The following is a 19,166-nucleotide window of genomic DNA, read 5'->3' as shown; positions in this document are numbered from 1 at the left end:
CCGCCTCGCGCAGTTCCGCGCGCCCCCTCCGTCCGTCGGGCCCGCTGCGCGCACGGCACGTCTGCGGACGCGTTCGCGGGGGACAATCTCGGCATGACGCTGCGCACCGCCCTCACCAGGCCCGCCCGTTACGCCTCGCTCGCCGCCGGCGGGCTGCCGGTGCTGGCGTTCCCCGGAGCGGGCTGGGACTGGCTGGCCTGGGTCGCCCTGGTGCCCGGCATGCTGCTGATGCGGGCCGCCGGGAGCGGCCGGGAGGCGGCGGTGCGGGGCTGGTGGTTCGGGGCGGGCTTCATCCTGGTCGCGATGTACTGGCTGGTGCCGTCGATCGGCCCGGGGCTGCCGGCCCTGGCCGTGCTGTTCGGCGCCCTGCAGGCCGCCCTCGGGTACACGGTCTGGCGACTGCTGCACGGGCGGGTGACGACGCGACGGGCCCTGGCCGCCCTGGTCGTGGTGCCGGCGGTCTGGGTGAGCTGCGAGTTCGCCCGGTCGTGGCACGCGCTGGGCGGTCCGTGGGCGTTGCTCGGGGCCAGCCAGTGGCAGCACCCGGCGGTGCTGGCGCTGGCCTCGGTCGGCGGGGTGTGGCTGGTCAGCGCGGCAGTGGCGGCGGTGAACACGGCCGTGGTGATCGCCTGCACCGGGCGGCCGCGGGCGCTGCCGGTCGCGGCCGCGGCCGCCGTGCTGGCCGCCGGCCCGGTGCTGTTCGCGGCCCTGCCGGAACCGGCCCCGGGCCGGACGGTCACCGTGGCACTCGTCCAGCCCGGCCAGACGCCGGACGACTCCTCGCGGCTCGCGGCGAGCGAGCGGATCACCGCGGGGCTGGTCGGACGACCGGTCGACCTGGTGGTCTGGGCGGAGAGCAGCACCACCGCGGACCTGGACCGCGACACGGCGGTGCTGGGCCGGATCCGGGCGCTGTCCGCCGCCACCGGCGCGCAGGTCCTGGTGGGCGAGGACGCCCGCAAGGCGGACGGCCGGATCTCCAAGGACGCCGTCCTGGTCACGCCGGACGGCATCGCCGCCCGCTACCGCAAGATCCGGCTGGTGCCGTTCGGGGAGTACATCCCGCTGCGGCCGCTGTTCGGCTGGATCGCCGGGGTCAGCAAGGCCGCGGCGGAGAACCGCGCGCCCGGCAGCGCGTTCCGGCTGCTGCCCGCCACCGACCGGGCCGGCCGGCCGCTGCCGGTCGGCGCGCTGATCTGCTTCGAGTCGGCCTTCCCCGACATGTCGCGGGCCGCCGCCCGGGACGGCGCGCCGCTGATCGTGTACCAGTCGTCGACCTCGACCTTCCAAGCCACCTGGGCGCCGGCGCAGCACGCCTCGCTGGGGGCGATCCGGGCGGCCGAGAGCGGGCGGCCGGTCGTGCAGGCGGCGCTCACCGGAGACTCCGTGGCGTACGACCGGCAGGGACGGCGCCTCGCCCGCCTGGACACCTCCGGTTCGGGCGCGCTGACCGTCGCGGTGCCGCTGGCCGGGTCGTCGGCGCTGACCTGGTACGACCGGCTCGGCGACTGGGTGCCGGTGGGTTCGCTGGCGGTGACGGCGTTCGCGGCCGGCTGGGCGGTGCGCACCGGGCGGGGGTCCGCAGGCCGGGCCAGGGCCGCGGCCGAGTCCGAGGAGAGGTCCAACGTGGGGGTGTGAACTCCCTACGGGAGCCGGCGCTCGGGGTGGTCGACGCCCGGGTGGCGGTCGCGGCCGTCCACCCGGCTGTGCTGGGCCCGGCCGCGATGGCGGTGGCCCTGCGACGGCTGGAGCGCACCCTGGCGGGCTGACCGGCCGGGGTGCGCGCCCGGGGCGGCGCCCGCCGGCTATCCGGCCGCGGGGTCGGCGACGTGGATGCCGAAGACCGCGCCCTGGGGGTCGTGCAGCACCGCGAGCCGGGGGCCGTCCGGGACGTCGGTGGGCGGCAGGGTCACGGTGGCACCGAGCCCGACCGCCCGCTCGGCGGTGGTGTCCACGTCGGCGACCGCGAAGTACGGCATCCAGTACGGCGGGGTGTCGGCCGGGAACTGGTCGGCCATGTCCATCATGCCGCCGAAGTCGTGGCCGGCCAGGCCCCACTGGGTGTACATCTCGCCGACGGTGACGCTCCACCCGAAGACCCGGGCGTAGAACTCCTTGGCGCCGTGGGTGTCCCGGGTGGCGAGCTCCACCCAGCCGAGCGAGCCGGGCTCGTTCAGCAGGCCGACGCCCTGGAAGAGCCTGGCCTGCCAGATCGAGAACGCGGCGCCGGCCGGGTCCGCGGCCACCGCGAAGCGGCCGAGGTCGAGCACCTCCGAGGGCTCCATCAGGAGCCGGCCGCCGGCCGCCCGGACGCTGGCGGCCGTGGCGTCGGCGTCCGCGCTGGCGAAGGAGACCGACCAGGCGGTCGGCCCGCCCTCCCGGCCCTGCGGGGCGAGGCCCGCGACGGCGGACTCGCCGAGCAGCAGCGCGGTGTAGCCGCCGGCCTCCGGCCGGGGGTCCACCTCGGCCCGCCAGCCGAACAGCTCGGTGTAGAAGGCCTTGGACGCGGACGGGTCGGCGCTGGTGAGCTCGACCCAGCAGGGCGCGCCGACGGCGGACTTGTCGATCTTCATGTCACTCCATCACCAGAACGAGTTTGCCGCGGGCGTGTCCGGACTCCACCTCGGCCAGCGCCTCGGCGGCCCGGTCCAGCGGGTAGGTCGCCGTGATCCTCGGGTCGAGGTCGCCGGAGGCGACGAGGCGCGCGAGCTCGCCGAGGGTCGCGCCGCCGTGGGTGCGGCGCACCGCGGATCCGCCGAGGGCCGCTGCGGTGTCCGGGTCGGCGGTGGACACCAGCCGGGTGCGGTCGGCCAGCACCGCGGCCGCCTCCCGGAGGTCCGCGCCGCCGATCAGGTCGAGCAGGCCGTCCACCCCTCCGGCGCCGCCGCGCGGATCCGGTCGGCGACGCCCTCGCCGTACCGGACCTGGGTGGCGCCCAGCTCCTCGACGTACCCGCGGTTGCGGTCGGCCGCCGTGCCGACCACGTGCACGCCGCGGGCCCGGGCGATCTGGGCCGCCGCACTGCCGACCCCGCCGCCCACGCCCAGCACCAGCAGGGTGCGGCCGGGCTCCAGGGCGATCTGCTCGACGGCGTCGTATGCGGTGGCCGCGGCCACCGGGAGCGCGGCGGCCGCGGCGAAGGAGACCCCGGGCGGCTTGTGCGCGGCCTCGGCGGCGTCGAGCTGGGCGTGCCGGGCGTAGCCGCCGTCCAGGGTGACGCCGAAGACCTCGTCGCCGACCGCGAAGCCCTCGACCCCCGCGCCGACCCGCTCGACGACGCCCGCGGCCTCGACCCCGAGGGCGCGCGGCAGCGGGGCATCGGTGCCCAGCCAGCCGTTGCGGATCTTCCAGTCGACCGGGTTCACCCCGGCGGCACGGACGGCGATCAGCAGCCGGCCCGGGCGCGGGTCGGGTACCGGGCGGTCGAAGAACTCCTGGTTCTCCGGCCCGCCGTACGCCCGATAGCCGAACGCCTTGGACATGGTGCTCCCTCGTGGTCGGTGACGTCCCACGCCCAGCTTGCGGGGCCGAACGGTCCGACGGCCGGGCGTGGTGGGCCGAACGGGACGTACCGGGCGGAACACGGCTGTCGGGAACCGTGTTGTTCAAATTGGAACATCGAGGTACGGTCGGACCCGCGCACGATGTTCGAATGTGAACCACCATCGACCACGGAGGCCGGCCATGCCGCACACCGACACCGCCCGGGCCAAGCTCCCCGCGCCCGCCACGGTGCGCTCGCGGGTCCGCATCCCGCTCGCCTTCCCCGACGGCTACCGGGTCGAGGCCGAGGTGTTCACCTTCCACGGGCTGACCGACGGCGCCGAGCACCTCGCGCTCGCCCTCGGCGAGGTCCGCGGCACCCCGCTGGTGCGGCTGCACTCGGAGTGCCTGACCGGCGACGTGTTCGGCTCCGCGCGCTGCGACTGCGGCCCGCAGCTGCGCGAGTCCGTCGAGCGGATCGCCGAGGCCGGCGGCTACCTGCTGTACCTGCGCCAGGAGGGCCGCGGCATCGGCCTCTACAACAAGCTCGACGCGTACGCGCTCCAGGACTCCGGCCTGGACACCTACCAGGCCAACACCGCCCTCGGCCTGCCCGAGGACGGCCGCGACTACACCGCCGCCGCGCAGATGCTCACCACCCTCGGCGCGCCGGCCGTCCGGCTGCTCAGCAACAACCCGGACAAGGCGGGCCAGCTCGCCCGGCACGGCGTCGAGGTCGCCGAGCGGGTCGCCACCGGCGTCCACCTCTCCGAGAGCAACGTCCGCTACCTGCGGACGAAGGCCGACGGCACGGACCGCACCCTCGGCCACGGCATCGAGCTGCTCCCGGTCGGCGCCTGACCCGCGCGGGGTAACCCGGTCGGCGGCGATGCGGGGGCGGGCCGCCGGGGGCCGCGCCAGGCTGGCGGTGGGCCGTGCCGTTCCGCGACCGCCACGCCGCGGCCCCGCCGGCCACCGGCCGGCGCGGACCGACCAGGAAGGCCCCTATGGAAACCGACGACCTGACCGCCGACACCCTGCGGGAACTGCGCACCGCCAGGCCGTACCCCGCGGTCTCCCTGACGATGCCCACGCACCGGCGCGAACCGGACAACGCCCAGGACGCCGTCCGGTTGCGGAACCTGCTGTCGGAGGCCGAGCGGCGCATCGACGCCGACCCGGAGGCCTCCCGGCAGGACCGGATCGACCTGCACCGGCAGCTGGAGCGCGCCGTCGCCGCGGTCGACCTGCGGCACTCGCTGGACGGCCTGGTGCTGTACGCCACCACCGGCGAGCACCAGGTGTGGACCCTGCCCCGGGAGGTACCGGAGCGGGTCGTGCTCAGCGACACCTTCCTGACCAGCAACCTGGTGGCCGCGAAGGCCCAGGCCCGCCCGTACTGGGTGCTGGCGGTGGCGGCGGACCGGGCGACCCTGTGGAGCGGCGCCGGTGACAGCCTGAACCGGCACGAGGGGAACGGCTTCCCCGCCGCGCCGGAGGAACTCCAGTGGGACGTCCAGCGCGAGGAGCGGGTCGGCGACCAGCCGAGCACCTTCAGCGACGAGGAGACCCGGCGCTTCCTGCGGACGGTCGACGGCGCGCTCGCCGCCCTGCTGGCCACGGACCGGCGCCCGCTCTTCCTGGTCGGTCTCGCCCAGGCCGTCGCCCTGCTCCAGGAGGTCGGCGGGGCTGCCAAGGCGCCCGCCGGCACCGTCCTCAAGGGCGGCCTGGCCGACGGCCCGGAGCGCGTCCTGCTGCAGGAGATCGCCCCGGCCCGCGCCGCCTTCACCGCCGGCGAGGCCGACCGGGTCGGGTCGGCCCTGGACACCGCCCGCAGCAGGCGCACCTTCGCGGCCGGCCTGGACGAGGTCTGGGAGGCCGTCCGCGGCGGCCGGGCCGAGATGGTCGCCGTCGAGGAGCACTTCCAGCGGACGGTCCGGCTGACCGACGGCCACCTGGCGCCGCTCAACGGCGACCCGACGGCCGGCTGGGAGGACGGCGTCCGCGAGGACATCGTCGACGAACTCGTCGAGGCCGCGCTCGACCACGGCGCGGAGGTGGTGTTCCTGCCCGACGACGGGCTCGCCGAGCACGACCGGATCGTCGCGGTGCTGCGGTACTGACCGACGCCGGGCCGCGGCGTGCGGGGCACCGCCCGCCCGGCCCAGCACCACTCGCGGCGACGCCGGAGCTTTCGCAGGCTGGAGGAGCCGTGCACCCGTCGGCCGTCAGACCCCAGGAGCCAGCCATGACCACGCCCTCCGGCCCCGCCGAGCGGCACCCCCTGCGCCGCGCCCTGACCGGCCCCGCCGCCCAGGCCTGCGCGATCCTCGCGTCCGCCGCGGCGCTGACCGCGGGCGCGGCCGCGTGCAGCAGTTCGGAGAAGACCGTGGGCGGGATCAGCCCCGCCGTCGTGTCGGCCGCGTCCGAGGCCTCCGTGCGGGCCGCCTCGGCGGCCGCGGAGGCCTCCGAACTCGGCGGTGAGCAGGCCTCCGCCGCGGCGTCCGGCGCCGCCTCGCTGCTCTCCGAGGCCGCCTCCGCCCGCGCCGCCTCGGCGTCGGCGGCGGCCTCCTCGGTGCAGTCCCGGGCGGCCGCCTTCGAGTCCTCGGTGTCCGCACAGATCTCGATGGCCCGGGCGAGCGCCTCCACCGCGCTGGCCGGGGCCACCGGCACCGGCAACGCACTCTCCGACGTGACCCTCACCGGCGTGCCCACCACCGCCACGGACGGCTACCCCGCCGCGATCCTCACCATCACCAACTCCACGTCGACGGCGGCGAACTACGCCGTCCAGGTGGATTTCTCGGACTCGTCCGGAGCGACCGTGGAGACGGTCGTGGTCGGCACCGCGGACGTCGCGCCGGGCGAGCGGCGCACCGTCCTGGCGCACGGCGACAAGCAGGTCCAGTCGAACAGCGCCAAGGTCGTCCGGGCCCAGCGCTACTGACCGCCGGCGCGGGGCCGCACGGCCGGGTGGCCCGGCCGTACGGCCCCGCTCTGACGTGCCGAATCGACCGGACGGCCGCATGCTGGTCCCACGGTTCTTCCACGGAGGTGGCCCATGGCGTCCCGTCGTGATTCGGCCGGTGCGGCCGACAGGCTCCGTCCTTCGCCCCGGAGTGCGTGGTGACGCCCCCGGACGCGGTACCGGCGGTGATTGTCGGCGCCGGCCCGTACGGGCTGGCCGTGGCCGCCCACCTCAAGGGGCTGGGGGTCGGCTTCCGGGTGTTCGGCGAGCCGATGGAGGGCTGGCGGGCCCGGATGCCGGTCGGGATGTTCCTCAAGTCCACGCCGCGGGCGTCCGACATCGCCGATCCGACCCGGCGGTACGGCTTCAACGACTACCGGGTGGGTCGCGGCGAGCCGTCGGTCGGCGACCTGTACCCCATCCCGATCGCCGAGTTCATCGCGTACGGCGAATGGTTCCAGCAGCAGCGGGTGCCCGAGGTGGAGCGCAGCGCCGTGGTGAGCATCGAGCCCGGACGGGAGGGTTTCCGGCTGCTGCTGGAGCGCGGCGAGGTGCTGGACGCCCGGTCCGTGGTGCTGGCCAACGGCCTGCGGCCGTACGCGTGGACGCCCGCCGAACTGGCCCCGGCCGTCGACGCCGGACTCGGCTCGCACACCAGCGAGCACGCGGACCTGGGGAAGTTCGCGGGTCAGCGGGTCGCGGTCGTCGGGGCCGGCCAGTCCGCCCTGGAGAGCGCCGCCCTGATGCACGAGTCGGGGGCCGCCCCGACCCTCGTCGCCCGCCGGCCCGAACTGGTCTTCGGCGACCCGCCGGAGGTCGACCGCCCCGGCGACCGGTCCGCCGTGGAGCGCCTGGTCCGGCCGGCCACCCCGCTGGGCCCCGGCTGGCCGCTGCGCGGCTACAGCGGAATGCCATGGGGGTTCCGCTACCTCCCGGACGCCGCCCGGGCCGACCGGGTGCGCCGCATCCTCGGACCGGCCGGTGCCTGGTGGCTGCGCGACCGGGTGGAGGGGCGGGTCCCCGTCCTCACCGGGCACACCCTGCTGGGCGCCGACCCCTCCGACCGCGGACTGCGGCTGCGGCTGGACGGCGTCACCGAGGTGCTGGAGGTGGACCACGTGCTCGCCGCCACCGGCTACCGGGTGGACGTGGCCCGGCAGGAGCTGCTCGACGAGCGGCTGCGCCGGGCGGTGCGGCGGACGGACGCCGGGGCGCCGCGGCTGTCGGGCGGCTTCGAGTCGTCGGTGCCGGGGCTGTTCTTCGCCGGCCTGAGCGCCGCAGACACCTTCGGCCCGCTGATGCGCTTCGTCTGCGGCACCGGCTTCGCCGCCCGCCGGATCAGCCGGGAGATCGCCGGACGCCGCTGAGCCGCCCCGCTCCGCGCTCGGCCACTCAGCGGCCGAGCGCGGAGCGCAGCAGCCGGTACGGCGCGGGAACGCCGAAGCGCAGCGCCGCCATCAGCGCGGGGGCCGGATCGTCCCGGCAGACCCAGGCCCGCTCGGTCGGGCCGTCCGGCCAGAGCCCCCACGGCCTGCGGCGCTCCCGCCAGGCCGTGGTGGTCGCGGACAGCAGGTCGAGGCGGCCGACCCGGAAGCTGCGCGGCACCTGCGGGCCGGACGGAACCGGGCGGCCGGTGAGCGACAGGTGGAGCGCGCGGACGACGTCCACCCCGTCGGCGGTCTCGAACAGGCGGAACTGTGCGCCGTTGCGCGGGTTGAAGTCGAGCAGCTTGTAGTGGCCGTCGCGGTGGTCGAGCCGCCAGTCCAGGTCGGCCGTCCCGCAGTAGCCGATGCTGCGGCAGAAGTCGGCGGCCATGGCGGCGAGTTCCGGGTTGGAGCGGGCCCGGCCGCGGGTGGTGACGCCCGTCTCCGGCGGCCACGAGCGGTCCTTGACGCCGGTGAAGACCAGCAGCGGATCCCCGCCCGGGCCGCAGCAGAGGTGGGTGATCCAGTCCTCGGCGTCGGTCTGCGGCAGGTACTCCTGGAGCAGCACCGAGAGCGGGCCGTCGGAGGGCACACAGGCCCTCAGCCCGGCCTCGTCGGGGACGATCGTGGTGGAGCCGACCGCCGGCCGGTCCAGCCGGGTGAACGGTGCGAGGTTCTTCAGCACCACCGGGTAGCCCCAGGAGCGGGCGGTGGCCAGCAGCTCCGCGCGGTCGGCCGGGGTGCACACCCGCGGTGTGGCGACGCCGTGCGCCCGGCACAGCTCGGACAGACCGCCCTTGTCCGCCAGCCGGCGGGGCAGATGCGCCGGGACTGGCGGCACCAGGAACCAGCGGGACAGCTCCGCCCGGTGCTCGGCGAGCAGCACGGCGGCCTCGTCGTCGGTGGGCACCGGGATGCTCGGCCGGCCGATCGCCCGCCCCACCTCCAGCAGCCCGTCCACCAGCCGCTGCACCGGCTCGCGGCCGGTGCTGGGCCGGACGAAGGCGCGGCGGACGTAGCGGGAGAGCGCGGTCGGCGTCAGCCGGTCCTCGACGATCGCGTACACCGGCACCCCGGCCCGGCCGAGCGAGCGCGCCGCGCCCGCGGCCCCGTACGCATCGGGGTAGTGCCCGACCTTGACCAGCAGGGCCGGTACCTCGCGGTCCAGCTCGGGCCCGTGTGGCTGCATCGCTCCGCCCTCCTGACGACCCGACCGACGACCCGGCCGGCGACCCGGCCAGGGGAGAGTCCTCACCGTAGCGCCGCTGGCGCGGCGGTCAGTGCTGCCAGACGGACACCCAGCCGACGTTCATCCGGGCGGAGTCGACGTTCGCCGGCGGTGAGGTCTGGAATCCCACCGCGAGGTCGAGGACCAGTTCCATGGCCACATGCGGGACGGCCGCCGGCTCCGTCACCTGGAAGCGCTGCACGCCGTCGATGTACCAGGTGACCGAGTCCGGCTCCCAGTCGACGGCGAAGACGTGGTAGCCGGCGGCGTAGTCGGCCGGGCCGGAGCGGTGGCCGATGTGGGTGTCGTTGCCGTCCGCGGCCGCCCAGTGCAGATTGGCGTCGGCGTACTGCGCCGTGTTGATGAACTCGGCGATGTCCACCTCCGGCGGCGTACCCCGGCTCTCGGCGGGGATCAGCCAGAACGCCGGGAACATGCCCTCGGCCTGTGCGGGCACCTGGAGCGCGGCGGCGAACCACCCGTAGGTGAAGGTGTGCCGCGGTGTCCCCGTCCAGCTGTCCCGGCCGGTGCTGACCATCCCCGACGTCCACGGGTGGGTGACGCCGTCGCTGCCGCGGGTGACCCTGCGGTCGGCGGTGAGCACCAGCTTCCCGTCGTCGACCGCGACCTGGCCCGGCAGGTACCACTGCTGTTCGTGGTTGCCCGCGTTGGTGCAGCCGTGGTCGTTCCAGTCGTAGCAGGTCGTCCAGTCGGCGGCGGACAGCCTGTCGCCGGTGAAGTCGTCGTGGAACACCTGGTGCCAGGCGCCGGGGGCGATCGGCGGATCGGCGGCCGACGGGGTGGTGCTCGCGGCGGCCGCGTGCGGGGCGGCGGTGAGCGAGGTCGGGTCGCTGCAGGCCGCCACGCCGGCCAGCAGGGCGCCGGCGGCCAGGCAGCCGGCCCGTCGCGCCCCCGGCGGGTGCGCAGGGCACCCGGCGGCCGGGCCGGTCGGGACGTCGGCCCGCCGGGCCCGGCCGCCGGATGGGCGGCGGGGCGGCGCGCCCGCCGGCGCCGGAAGGGCAGCGCGACGAGCAGCGTGGTCAGCACGGCGAGGACGAGCAGCGCCCGCCGGGCGGTGAAGGTGTGGGTGAGCAACAGGGCCCCGGCGGTGACCGCGGCCAGGGCCGCGCTGGACGCCACTGCCGGGACGACCGCGGCCAGGCGGCCCGTCCGGCCCGAGCCCGGGTCCTGGAGGCCGCACCGCAGCAGCAGCGCGGTGCCCGGCACGGCCAGCAGGGCGGGCAGCACGACGGCCACCCGCAGCGGCCCGGCGGGCAGCGCCGTGGCCGCCGCGGCCGCCCAGGCGAGGACGGCCAGCGCCCAGCGCAGCGCGGCGGGAGGGACGGTACTGCTCATGGCTGCCTCCCGCTCGGCTGGATCTGGTCGGGCGCCGGGGTGGCGCCGGCGGGCGCCACCGGGCCGGTGGTCGCGGGGGTGGGCGCCGCGTACTCGTAGACCACCGCGTCGGGGCCGACGTACACCGCGCGGAACTCCGGGGACCCGGCCGCGAGGTCGGCCAGCCGGCGGACGGTGTCGTCCGGCAGGAGGCCGGTCAGCCGCGAGGCCTCCGCCTGGGCGCGGGTCAGCACCAGGTAGGACGGGCCGGGCACGGCCGGAGTGGTGAGCTCGCGGCGCAGCACCGGCAGCGGGTCGGCCAGCAGTTGCCGCTGGGTGCCGGCCGAGAGCTGGCTGAGGATCACCTGGGTCCGGTCGTCGTAGTGCATCTCGCCGCCCGGCAGGTCTCCGGTGACGGAGACGATCCGGGAGCCCGGCGGCGCGATGTCGGTGACCTGGCGCAGGGCGGCCACCTCCTGGGGGAGAAGTAGTTCATCGCCTCCTTGCTGTAGTAGTTGCCGAACATGCCGATCGCAAGCGCTGCTGCGGCGGCGGCCGCGACCACGCGGTCCACGCCGGGCCGCCGCCCGGCCCGCAGCACGAGGGTGGCGGCCAGGAACGCGGTGGCGGGCAGCACGAACAGGTAGGCGCGCAGGATCATCTCGCCGCCGTAGCTGTTGGCCAGCAGCAGCGGCAGCGGGCCGAACAGGACCGCCATCAGGCCGGTGCGCCGCACCCAGCGGTGGGTGATCAGCGCGATCACGGCGAGCAGGCCGAGCACGCCGGACATGCCGAGTGCCAGCCAGGAGACCAGCGCCTGGTCGGGTGCGATGGTGCCGAGCCTCAGCTGCCCGGGCGGCCGCACATTGCTGTCGGCGGCGCTCAGGCCCGCGATCAGGCTGTTGATGTTCCGCGACAGGTACGGGTGGGCGACGGTCGAGTCCCAGGCGAAGGTCATCCCGACGGCCGCCACGAGCACCGGCAGCACGGTGCGCCGGTTGCGGCGGCGCAGCGACAGCAGGGTGAGGACGCTGATCAGCATGACCGGGGTCAGCGGGTGCGAGACCACGATCCCGGCGATCAGCACCAGCACCAGCACGTACCAGCCGGGCCGCAGGGCGCGGGGCCGGGTGCCGCCGGCGGACAGCGCGGTGGCGGCCGAGGGTTCGGGCGGCGGGCCGTCCGCAGTGCCCGGGCCTGCCTCGGCGGCCCGCCGGAGCACCGCCAGGCGGCCGAGGACGAGGGCGAGGACGAGCACGAACAGCAGGTAGGCGAACGCCTGCGGGGAGAAGTAGTCCTGGCCGACCCAGGAGGCGGAGTAGTACAGCCAGACCCCGCCCCAGATCAGCCGGCGGCTCCGGGTGAGGGCCCGGTACAGCATCAGCAGCGGGCCGAGCAGCAGCAGATTGGCCGCGAGCGGGTACCAGGAGGCGTAGCCGAGGGCGGAGTGCAGCCCGGTGGCGCGCAGGAAGAGCACGTTCAGCTGGAAGAACCCGGGCCACTCGTTGTAGATCTCCAGGCCGCCCGCGTTCGGCACGGTGCCGTGGTGGCGGAGCATGGCGTCGACGACCGCGATGTGCTTCCAGGCCCACGCGTAGCGCAGCGTCGGGTACAGGATGCTGGGGGTGGCGTGGATCATCGCGATGAGCGTGATCACGTACGCGGCGGGCCAGCCCCGGCGCAGCCGCGGCTGGTAGAGGACGGCGACGAAGCCCACCAGCAGCACGGCGAAGGCCGCCCAGTAGACCCGGGGCAGGGCCTGCAGCAGGCCGAGGTCGCCCATCCGGTCGAGCCGGGTGCCGCGCAGGGCCATGATCCACAGGGCGATCGCGGCGGGCAGGGCCGTCGGGGCGATCCAGGCGGCGGGGCCGCGGGTGCCGATCAGGCGGTCGGCCAGGGTGTGCACGGGGCGCCGCCGGGGGCCGGCGGGCAGGGGCCGGCGGGGTGCACGGCGCCGGTGATCTGCTGGTCAACCATCGGACGTCCCTCTTCCGGCCGTCGGGGTGACGCGGGGCTGCTGGGCGGTGGGCATGGCGCGGGTCAGTCCTTCGGCGGTCCGCCGACCGGGCTGCCCACGATCGCGGTCATCCGCCGGTAGGCCCGCCAGCCGCGGGTGTAGAGGCTCTCCGGGATGGGCCCGACGCGGCTGCCGCGGCATTCCGTCCAGGCCTGGAAGGTCTCCCCGGGCGTGTCGTTGCGGACCATCAGCCGGCAGATCCGCAGCGGGTCGTCGGCGGCCGAGCTGAACTTGTTCTCGACGGCGGTCGCGGACGTCCAGCCCGCCTCGCGGACCCGGCGCCGGACGGCGGGGCTGGAGTAGCCGTGCGGGTAGGCGAACGCGGTGACCTCGTGGCCGAGGACGTCCTCCAGCCGGTGCTTGCTGCCGGCGATCTCGTCGGCGCGGCGCTGTCCGTAGACGGTGTCCAGCTGGGCGTGGGTCTGCGTGTGGCCGCCGATCTCGATACCGAGGGTGTCGATGGTGCCGACCTGGCGCCAGTTCAGCATCGACGCGGGCGGCAGCAGACTGCCGGTCGCCTCGGCGCCCGGCGGGTGCATGGCGCCGACGGTGACGTACAGGGTGGCGGGCAGGCCGCGCTCGGAGAGGATCGGGGCGACCGTCCAATAGAAGTCGGCGAAGCCGTCGTCGAAGGTCAGGACGGCGCAGTCGGGCGGCAGCGGCGGGCCGCCGTGCTGGGCGGCGACCAGCCGCCGCAGCGGGACGATCGACAGTCCGGCGTCGGCGATCCTGTCGAGTTGTTCGCGGAACACCTTCGGCGACACCGTGTAGGGCGCGATCCAGTCCGGCGGGTCGTCGGAGACCGAGTGGTACAGGAACACGGGGACGGCTTTCATCGCGGGCTCCTCACCGGTCGGTCCGCCGCGCCGCCGGTGGCCGCCGTACCGCCGGTGCCCGCGTCGGCGGCGGGGCCCGCAGCGGTGACGAGGCCGCGGGTGCGGCCCACCGCGTAGCCGAGCAGGGTCAGGCCGGCTCCGCCGCACAGGGCGCCGGCGGCCCGCAGGTCGGCGCGGCGCAGGCTGCGCAGGACGGCGGCGGGCAGGGTGTGCCGCAGGTAGCGGCGTTCGGAGGCGAGCGCGGGCCGGGGGCCGGTGTGCCGGGCGACCACGGCCTTGGAGCGGCCCTCCGCGTAGCAGCGGGCCCGGAAGTAGGCCCAGGTGGAGCGGGTGGACGGCACGTGGTGGTGGACGACCGCGGCGGGTTCGTAGCGGAGCTCCGCGCCGGGGTGGTGCTCGGCCAGCCGGAGGCAGAACTCGGTCTCCTCGCAGCCGACCGGCCGGGTGCCGACCCGGCCGAGGTCGAGCCGGAAGCCGCCGGCGGCCAGCGCCTCGGCGCGGCGGAAGGACATGTTGGCGCCGGTGAAGTTGCGGATCGGGGCGGCACCCCGGGGCAGGCCCCGGTAGGAGCAGCCGACCACCCAGTCGAACTCGGCGGGGAACCAGCGCGGCCGGCCGCCGTCCCAGCGCGGCCGGACGAGGCCGCCGACGCCGAGCACCGCACCGTCCCGGTAGCCGGCCAGCAGCCGGGTCGTCCAGTCCGCCGCCGCCGCCGCGTCGTCGTCGAGGAAGGCGACCACCTCACCGTGGACGGCGCGCACCCCGGTGTTGCGGGCGCCGGACAGGCCGCGCCGCTCCTCGTTGGGGACGACCGTCACCCCGGGCCAGCGCCGCGCGGCGCGGCGGGCGAGTTCCGGGCAGTGGTCGGCGACCAGGACCAGTTCGTCCGGCGGGCGGTGCTGGTGCTGCACCGAGGCCACGGCGGCGGACAGGTCGTCCCACCGGTCCAGGGTGTAGGCGCAGATGACGACGGACAGGGTGGTGTCGGTGCCGGGTCGGGCGGTCACGGCCGGCTCCCTTCGGGCGGGCGGATCCAGCGCGGCATGGTGAGCAGCAGTGGCAGGGCGACGGCGCAGCAGGCGATCAGCCAGGCGAGGCCGACACCGGTGAGGCCGTAGGCGGGCAGCAGGACGATCGTGAGGCCGATGACCAGGACGGCGTGCGCGACCTGGAGGCCGACCAGCCGGCCGAGGTTGCGGCGGACCCTGGCCACGTCGATGGCCACCGTGAACAGGACGGTCGGCAGCGAGGCGAGGGCCATCAGGCGCAGCACCGGGGTGCCGTTCTCGGCGTACGCCGGTCCGAACAGGCTGAGGATCCAGGGCGCCGCGGCGACCACGACGACGGTCGCGGCGAGCACCAGCAGACCGGCGTGGCGCAGCATCCGGCGGGCGTGCTCGGCGAGCCGGCCCGGTTCGTGGGCGCCTTCGACGACGAGCGAGGCGCCCATCGCGAAGACGGCGATGTCGAAGGTGTCGGCGATGATCCAGGCCAGCGAGTAGTACGCGTTCTGGGCGGCGCCGAGCTGGCTGAGGACCATCAGCGGCAGCACCGAGTAGGTGATGATGCTGGCGAGCTTGCCGAGGTAGTCGGCGACGGCGTACCGCATCACCCGGCGCGGCACGGGCGCGCCCTCGGTGTCGGCCCGGTGGTGGGCCGGGATGGCGTGGCGGAACAGCACCACGTTGGTCACCACCACCGAGAGCAGCAGCGCCGCGGCCCAGGAGACCAGGATGCCGGTGCCGATGGCGAGGGCGGCGCAGGCCGCGAGCACGGCGGCCTTGGCGGCGGCGAACAGCAGGTTCTCGCCCAGCACCCAGCCGGTGCGGCGCAGGCCGGTGAGGGCGCCGTCCTGGAGGTCGAAGATCGAGTACCCGGCGGCGGCGATCACGAACGAGATGCCCAGCACGGGGGTGCGGAGGAATGCGAGGCTGGGGGCGACGTACGGGATCAGCATCAGGAAGCAGGCGGCGGCGAGCGCGCTGAGGCCGCCGCTGATCAGGTAGCAGCGGAGCACCAGGCGCCCGGTGTGCCGGCCGGCCCGCGGGACGAACCGCACCAGCACGTCGCCGAGGTTGAAGCGGCCGATGCCGGACATCAGCGCGGCGACCGAGAGCGCCGCGTAGCTGGTGCCGACGGTCTCGGCGCTGTACCAGCGGGTCGCGAAGATCCAGAACAGCGAGCCGAAGACCGCCGCCAGCACCGAACTGGCAGCCAGGATGTGCCCGTTGCGCAGCAGCGGCTCGCCGGCGGCGCGCCGGGTCAGCGCGCGCGCCCGGGCCCGCACCAGCGTGGTGTACGAGCACTCGCAGGGCAGCGGCACGGGGCAGGAGCACGGCCGGGCGGCAGCGCTGCGGCGGGCGGTGACGACGGGGATCACGACGCTGTCCCGGCGTCGAGGGCGCGCTGCCGGCGCAGGCTCACCAGGTAGCTGAACGGGCCGTACAGCAGCCCGCGCAGCTGGCGGCGGGCGAGTGCCCGCGGGGCCGGCCGGTCGGGGTGCGGCCGCCGCGGGCGGCGGCGGGCAGGGCCCGGGGCAGGCGGCGCAGCAGCCCGGCGAGCAGCGCCGGCCGGTGCAGCACGGCGGCCGTCAGGTAGGCGCTGTAGCCGACGCCGAAGCCGTAGACCTGGGCGTCGAGCGCCTCGTCGGTGCGCCGGTGGCGGTGCCAGATCAGGGCGTCCGGCTGGTAGGCGACGGTGTGGCCGGCGGTGAGGACGTCCAGGAAGGCCAGCAGGTCCTCGCCGCCCCGGGTGGGGGTGCCGGCGCCGGTCGCCCGGTCGAATCCGCCGATCGCCCGGAGCGCCGCCGTCCGGAAGGCCATGTTGGCGCCGGTGCCGAACCGGCTGGTGGTGTACGGGAACAGCGGGTCGGCCGAGCCGGCCGCGAGCGACCAGGTGCGGGCGGCGAAGCCGCGGGAGAAGCCGCAGTGCCGTTCGAAGGCGGCCTGCGCCGGGGTGTCGAGCTCGGCGGGCAGCACCAGGCCGGTGACGCAGGCGATCCGCGCGTCGGAGCGGAAGGCGGCGAGCAGGCCGGGGACCCAGCCGGGGTCGGCGAGGGCGTCGTCGTCGGTGAAGGCGATGATCTCGCCGGTGGCGGCGGCCAGCGCGGTGTTGCGGGCTCGGGCGAGGCCGGGCACCGGCTCGTGCACGTAGCGGATCCGGTCGGCGTACCGGGACCGGACGAGGTCGCGGGTGGTGTGGTCGGTCGGCGCGTTGTCGACGAGCAGCACCTCGGCCTGCGGCGGTGCGCTGCGCAGCAGCGAGTCCAGGCAGGGGGTGAGCAGGTCGGTGCGGTCGCGGGTGCAGACGACGACGGTGACGGTGGGCCCGGGCCCGGCGGCGGCCTGCGGCGCCCGGTCGGCCGGGGCCTCCCGGACGTCGCGCAGGGCGGCGGCCAGGAGGGCGGCGCGCAGGGCCGGGCCGTCGGCGGTGCCGGCGGCGGTGACCAGGCCGAGCGGGTGGCCGCGCCGGCGGACGAGGGCGAGCACCGGTCCGTCGGCGGCCGGGGCGGGGGCGCCGCCGGGGGCGCGCAGGTCCTCCGGGTGGTCCAGGTCGAGGTCGACGATCCGGGCCGGCGGCACGGGCAGGGCGGGGGCGGTGGTCATCGCGACCACGCCCCGCTCCGGGCCGTCCGCTGGTGCCAGAGGCTGTACAGGTAGCCGAACGGCCCGTAGAGCAGCCCCTCGATCTCGCGCCGGCCGAGGCCGGGCACGGTCTCGGGCACGGCCTCGCAGGAGGGCGCGTGCCGGCGGGCCCGGTGGGCGACCTGCCAGCGCCACAGGCCGAGCGGCACCCGGCGCACCAGGTCGGCGAGCACGTCGGGCCGGCGCGAGACGGCGGCGGTCAGGTAGGCGCCGAAGCCGACCCCGAAGTTGAAGATCTGCCGGGTCAGCGCCTCCTCGGTGCGCGGGTGGCAGTGCCAGACGATGGCGTCGGGCTGGTAGGTGATGTCGTGGCCGCCGTTGAGGACGGAGAAGAAGGCGAGCAGTTCCTCGCCGCCGCGGGCCGGTGTGCCGGCGCCGGTCGCCGGGTCGAACCCGCCGATGCTGCGCAGCATCGCGGTACGGAACGCCATGTTGGCGCCGGAGCCGAACCGGCCCACGGAGTACCGGACCAGCGGGTCGTCGGGGGCTCGCGCAGCGACCAGCTGCGGGCGGCGAAGCCGCGGGAGTACCCGCCGTAGCGTTCCAGGGCGAGCTGGGCCGCGGTGTCGAGTTCGGCGGGCATGACGAGCCCGGTCACGCAGCCCGTCCGGTCGTCGGCCTCGAAGGCCTCGGCGAGGGCCGCCACCCAGTGGCTGTCGATGACCAGGTCGTCGTCGGCGAAGGCGCAGATCTCGCCGCGGGCGGCGGCCAGTCCGGTGTTCCGGGCGCGGGCCAGGCCGGGGACGGGCTCGCGGAGGTAGCGGACCTGGTCGCGGTAGCGGGTGCGGACGAGTTCGCGGGTGGTGTCGTCGAGCGGCGCGTTGTCGACCACGAGGACCTCGACGTCGGGGTAGTCGGTGCGCAGCAGCGAGTCCAGGCAGCGGCGGAGCGCGCGGGGCCGGTTGCGGGTGCAGATGACCACGGTGACCGTGGGGCGGTCCGCACGCGCCCGGGCGCGGCCGACCCGACGGGGCTGCGCCGCGGGCGTCGCGGTGGAACGGGAGGGAACGCGCAGTTCCCGGTGCGCGGCGTCGACCAGCGCCCGGCGCAGCGTGGCGGGGTCGCCTGCGGTGCCGGTGGCCGTGACCAGACCGAGCGGGTGTCCGTGCAGCCGCACCAACGCCAACACGCGTCCGTCCGGGTCGGCCGGGCCGAGGCCGCCGGGTGAGCGCAGCTCGCCCGGCTCGTCCAGGTCCAGTTCGACGACCCGGACGGGGGTGTAGAGCGAGTCACGGGCGGCAGTGCGCGGGCAGGCTGCTGCGGTACGCCGGTCGACGCCGTTCATCATCGCTCCCCCACCGCAACGGGCGCCGCGGACCGGGCGCCGGGACGCTCGGCGATCAGGGTCCGCAGGACCGCCGGCCGTCGGAGACGGCGTGGAGGTGCGAGCGGCCGCTGCGGCGGGGAAGTTCGAGGCTCGGGACCTCTGCGATGCGCAGGCCCGAGCGGAGGGCGTGTGCGACCATCTCGGCCTCGATCTCGAAGCCCGCGGAGTGCAGGCAGAGTTCGTCGAGGAAGCTGCGGCGGAAGGCGCAGAATCCGTAGCAGAGGTCGGTCAGCACCGTGTGGTAGAGGCGGTTGACGACGGCGAGCAGCACCCGGTTGCCGAGCGAGCGGACGCGGGTGAAGTCCAGCGACCCGCCGCCGGCGATGCAGCGCGAGCCCTTGACGAAGTCGTAGCCGTTGTCGAGGAAGTGCAGGTAGTGGGGGATCTCGCCGGGCCACATCGAGCCGTCGGCGTCCATCATCACGATGTGGTCGCCGGTCGCGGCCGCGAATCCGGTGCGCAGGGCGTTGCCCTTGCCGGGGCCGCTCTGTTCGACGCTGCGCACGTTCGGCAGGATGGACCTGGCCACGGCGACGGTGGCGTCGCTGGAGGCGCCGTCCACGAGGATGACCTCGTCGACGCAGCGCGGGATCTGCTCGAAGACCCACGGGATGTTGCGGGCCTCGTTGAAGGCGGGGATGACCAGGCTGACGGTGTGCCGGGTCGCGAAGTCCCCGGCGCGGCGCATCGGCCGCGGGGTGGTCGCCCGGTCTCCGGCACGGCGCATCGGTCGGCCGAGGTACGCGGGGGACGGCTGTGCGGGGTCGGAAGGCAGGGTGGTGCTCATCGCTCAGGGGCCTCTCGGGAGGCGGAGGGGCACAGATGTGCCCTCGATGGTGGGGAGAGCGAACAGCGACGCGGGCCTGAAAGCCCCCTCCGGCCTCCGTGAGCCCCCCGGCCCCGG

General features: G+C 75.9%; 19 protein-coding genes. 6 read left to right on the top strand and 13 right to left on the bottom strand.

All coding sequences use genetic code 11. The features are described from left to right. The first annotated feature begins 93 nt into the window (after window positions 1–93). On the top strand, window positions 94–1,638 hold the full coding sequence (lnt, locus tag ABEB13_RS31910; RefSeq protein WP_345708255.1) for an apolipoprotein N-acyltransferase: 1,545 nt from the start codon (window positions 94–96) through the stop codon (window positions 1,636–1,638). After that, window positions 1,635–1,769, top strand: a complete 135-nt coding sequence (locus tag ABEB13_RS31905) for a hypothetical protein (protein ID WP_345708254.1) — start codon at window positions 1,635–1,637, stop codon at window positions 1,767–1,769. The genes lnt and ABEB13_RS31905 overlap by 4 nt, the downstream gene beginning before the upstream one ends. Before the next feature lie 36 nt (window positions 1,770–1,805). On the opposite strand, the gene ABEB13_RS31900 is transcribed toward ABEB13_RS31905, so the two are convergent. From ABEB13_RS31900 to ABEB13_RS31890, 3 genes are read right to left on the bottom strand one after another with little or no spacing between them, the layout of a single operon-like run. Then, entirely contained in the window at window positions 1,806–2,573 is a 768-nt protein-coding gene (locus ABEB13_RS31900; protein ID WP_345708253.1) for a VOC family protein, read from the bottom strand. 1 nt (window position 2,574) lies between these two features. After that, a complete protein-coding gene (locus tag ABEB13_RS31895; RefSeq protein WP_345708252.1) occupies window positions 2,575–2,871 on the bottom strand; it encodes a zinc-binding dehydrogenase in 297 nt (98 codons plus the stop codon). Then, window positions 2,850–3,482: an alcohol dehydrogenase catalytic domain-containing protein gene (locus ABEB13_RS31890; protein ID WP_345708251.1), complete on the bottom strand. Its 633-nt coding sequence runs from the start codon at window positions 3,480–3,482 to the stop codon at window positions 2,850–2,852. Before ABEB13_RS31890 ends, ABEB13_RS31895 begins: the two co-directional genes overlap by 22 nt. Window positions 3,483–3,684: 202 nt before the next feature. Here ABEB13_RS31890 and ABEB13_RS31885 point away from each other — a divergent pair, with 202 nt between their 5' ends. The 4 genes from ABEB13_RS31885 (at window position 3,685) to ABEB13_RS31870 (ending at window position 7,818) form a co-directional block, all read left to right on the top strand. Then, on the top strand, window positions 3,685–4,344 hold the full coding sequence (locus ABEB13_RS31885; protein WP_345708250.1) for a GTP cyclohydrolase II: 660 nt from the start codon (window positions 3,685–3,687) through the stop codon (window positions 4,342–4,344). A 146-nt stretch (window positions 4,345–4,490) separates the two neighbouring features. After that, window positions 4,491–5,606 carry a baeRF3 domain-containing protein gene (locus tag ABEB13_RS31880; protein ID WP_345708249.1) on the top strand — a complete coding sequence of 372 codons (1,116 nt, stop codon included), beginning with the start codon at window positions 4,491–4,493 and terminating at the stop codon, window positions 5,604–5,606. A 125-nt stretch (window positions 5,607–5,731) separates the two neighbouring features. Further along, window positions 5,732–6,430 (top strand): hypothetical protein, encoded by a 699-nt coding sequence (locus ABEB13_RS31875; protein WP_345708248.1) that lies wholly within the window; start codon window positions 5,732–5,734, stop codon window positions 6,428–6,430. A 179-nt stretch (window positions 6,431–6,609) separates the two neighbouring features. Then, complete coding sequence (locus tag ABEB13_RS31870) at window positions 6,610–7,818, top strand: FAD-dependent oxidoreductase (protein WP_345708247.1); 1,209 nt, start codon at window positions 6,610–6,612, stop codon at window positions 7,816–7,818. 25 nt (window positions 7,819–7,843) lie between these two features. Here ABEB13_RS31870 and ABEB13_RS31865 read toward each other — a convergent pair whose 3' ends face one another. From ABEB13_RS31865 to ABEB13_RS31820, 10 genes are all read right to left on the bottom strand, one after another. Continuing rightward, window positions 7,844–9,064 carry a carboxylate--amine ligase gene (locus ABEB13_RS31865; protein ID WP_345708246.1) on the bottom strand — a complete coding sequence of 407 codons (1,221 nt, stop codon included), beginning with the start codon at window positions 9,062–9,064 and terminating at the stop codon, window positions 7,844–7,846. Window positions 9,065–9,152: 88 nt separating this feature from the next. Further along, window positions 9,153–9,968 (bottom strand): glycoside hydrolase family 16 protein, encoded by an 816-nt coding sequence (locus tag ABEB13_RS31860; protein WP_345708245.1) that lies wholly within the window; start codon window positions 9,966–9,968, stop codon window positions 9,153–9,155. Window positions 9,969–10,455: 487 nt separating this feature from the next. Then, window positions 10,456–10,827: a hypothetical protein gene (locus ABEB13_RS31855; RefSeq protein ID WP_345708244.1), complete on the bottom strand. Its 372-nt coding sequence runs from the start codon at window positions 10,825–10,827 to the stop codon at window positions 10,456–10,458. After that, window positions 10,800–12,344 (bottom strand): glycosyltransferase, encoded by a 1,545-nt coding sequence (locus tag ABEB13_RS31850; RefSeq protein ID WP_345708243.1) that lies wholly within the window; start codon window positions 12,342–12,344, stop codon window positions 10,800–10,802. The genes ABEB13_RS31855 and ABEB13_RS31850 overlap by 28 nt, the downstream gene beginning before the upstream one ends. 134 nt (window positions 12,345–12,478) lie before the next feature. Then, on the bottom strand, window positions 12,479–13,291 hold the full coding sequence (locus ABEB13_RS31845; RefSeq protein WP_345708242.1) for a polysaccharide deacetylase family protein: 813 nt from the start codon (window positions 13,289–13,291) through the stop codon (window positions 12,479–12,481). Further along, entirely contained in the window at window positions 13,288–14,298 is a 1,011-nt protein-coding gene (locus ABEB13_RS31840) for a glycosyltransferase family 2 protein (protein ID WP_345708241.1), read from the bottom strand. The genes ABEB13_RS31845 and ABEB13_RS31840 overlap by 4 nt, the downstream gene beginning before the upstream one ends. Continuing rightward, complete coding sequence (locus ABEB13_RS31835) at window positions 14,295–15,671, bottom strand: lipopolysaccharide biosynthesis protein (RefSeq protein WP_345708240.1); 1,377 nt, start codon at window positions 15,669–15,671, stop codon at window positions 14,295–14,297. The genes ABEB13_RS31840 and ABEB13_RS31835 overlap by 4 nt, the downstream gene beginning before the upstream one ends. A 40-nt stretch (window positions 15,672–15,711) precedes the next feature. Next, the gene (locus ABEB13_RS31830; RefSeq protein WP_345709892.1) at window positions 15,712–16,896 is read right to left on the bottom strand and encodes a glycosyltransferase family 2 protein; all 1,185 of its coding nucleotides are present in this window, start codon (window positions 16,894–16,896) and stop codon (window positions 15,712–15,714) included. Window positions 16,897–17,179: 283 nt separating this feature from the next. Continuing rightward, window positions 17,180–18,220: a glycosyltransferase family A protein gene (locus ABEB13_RS31825; RefSeq protein ID WP_345708239.1), complete on the bottom strand. Its 1,041-nt coding sequence runs from the start codon at window positions 18,218–18,220 to the stop codon at window positions 17,180–17,182. Window positions 18,221–18,275: 55 nt separating this feature from the next. Further along, window positions 18,276–19,049: a glycosyltransferase family 2 protein gene (locus ABEB13_RS31820; RefSeq protein WP_345708238.1), complete on the bottom strand. Its 774-nt coding sequence runs from the start codon at window positions 19,047–19,049 to the stop codon at window positions 18,276–18,278. Between the last annotated feature and the right edge of the window lie 117 nt (window positions 19,050–19,166).

It is taken from the genome of Kitasatospora paranensis (genome assembly GCF_039544005.1).
Lineage (GTDB): Bacteria > Actinomycetota > Actinomycetes > Streptomycetales > Streptomycetaceae > Kitasatospora > Kitasatospora paranensis.
The sequence above is the reverse complement of the archived record's forward strand: the minus strand, read 5'-3'. Positions and strand labels throughout refer to the sequence as shown.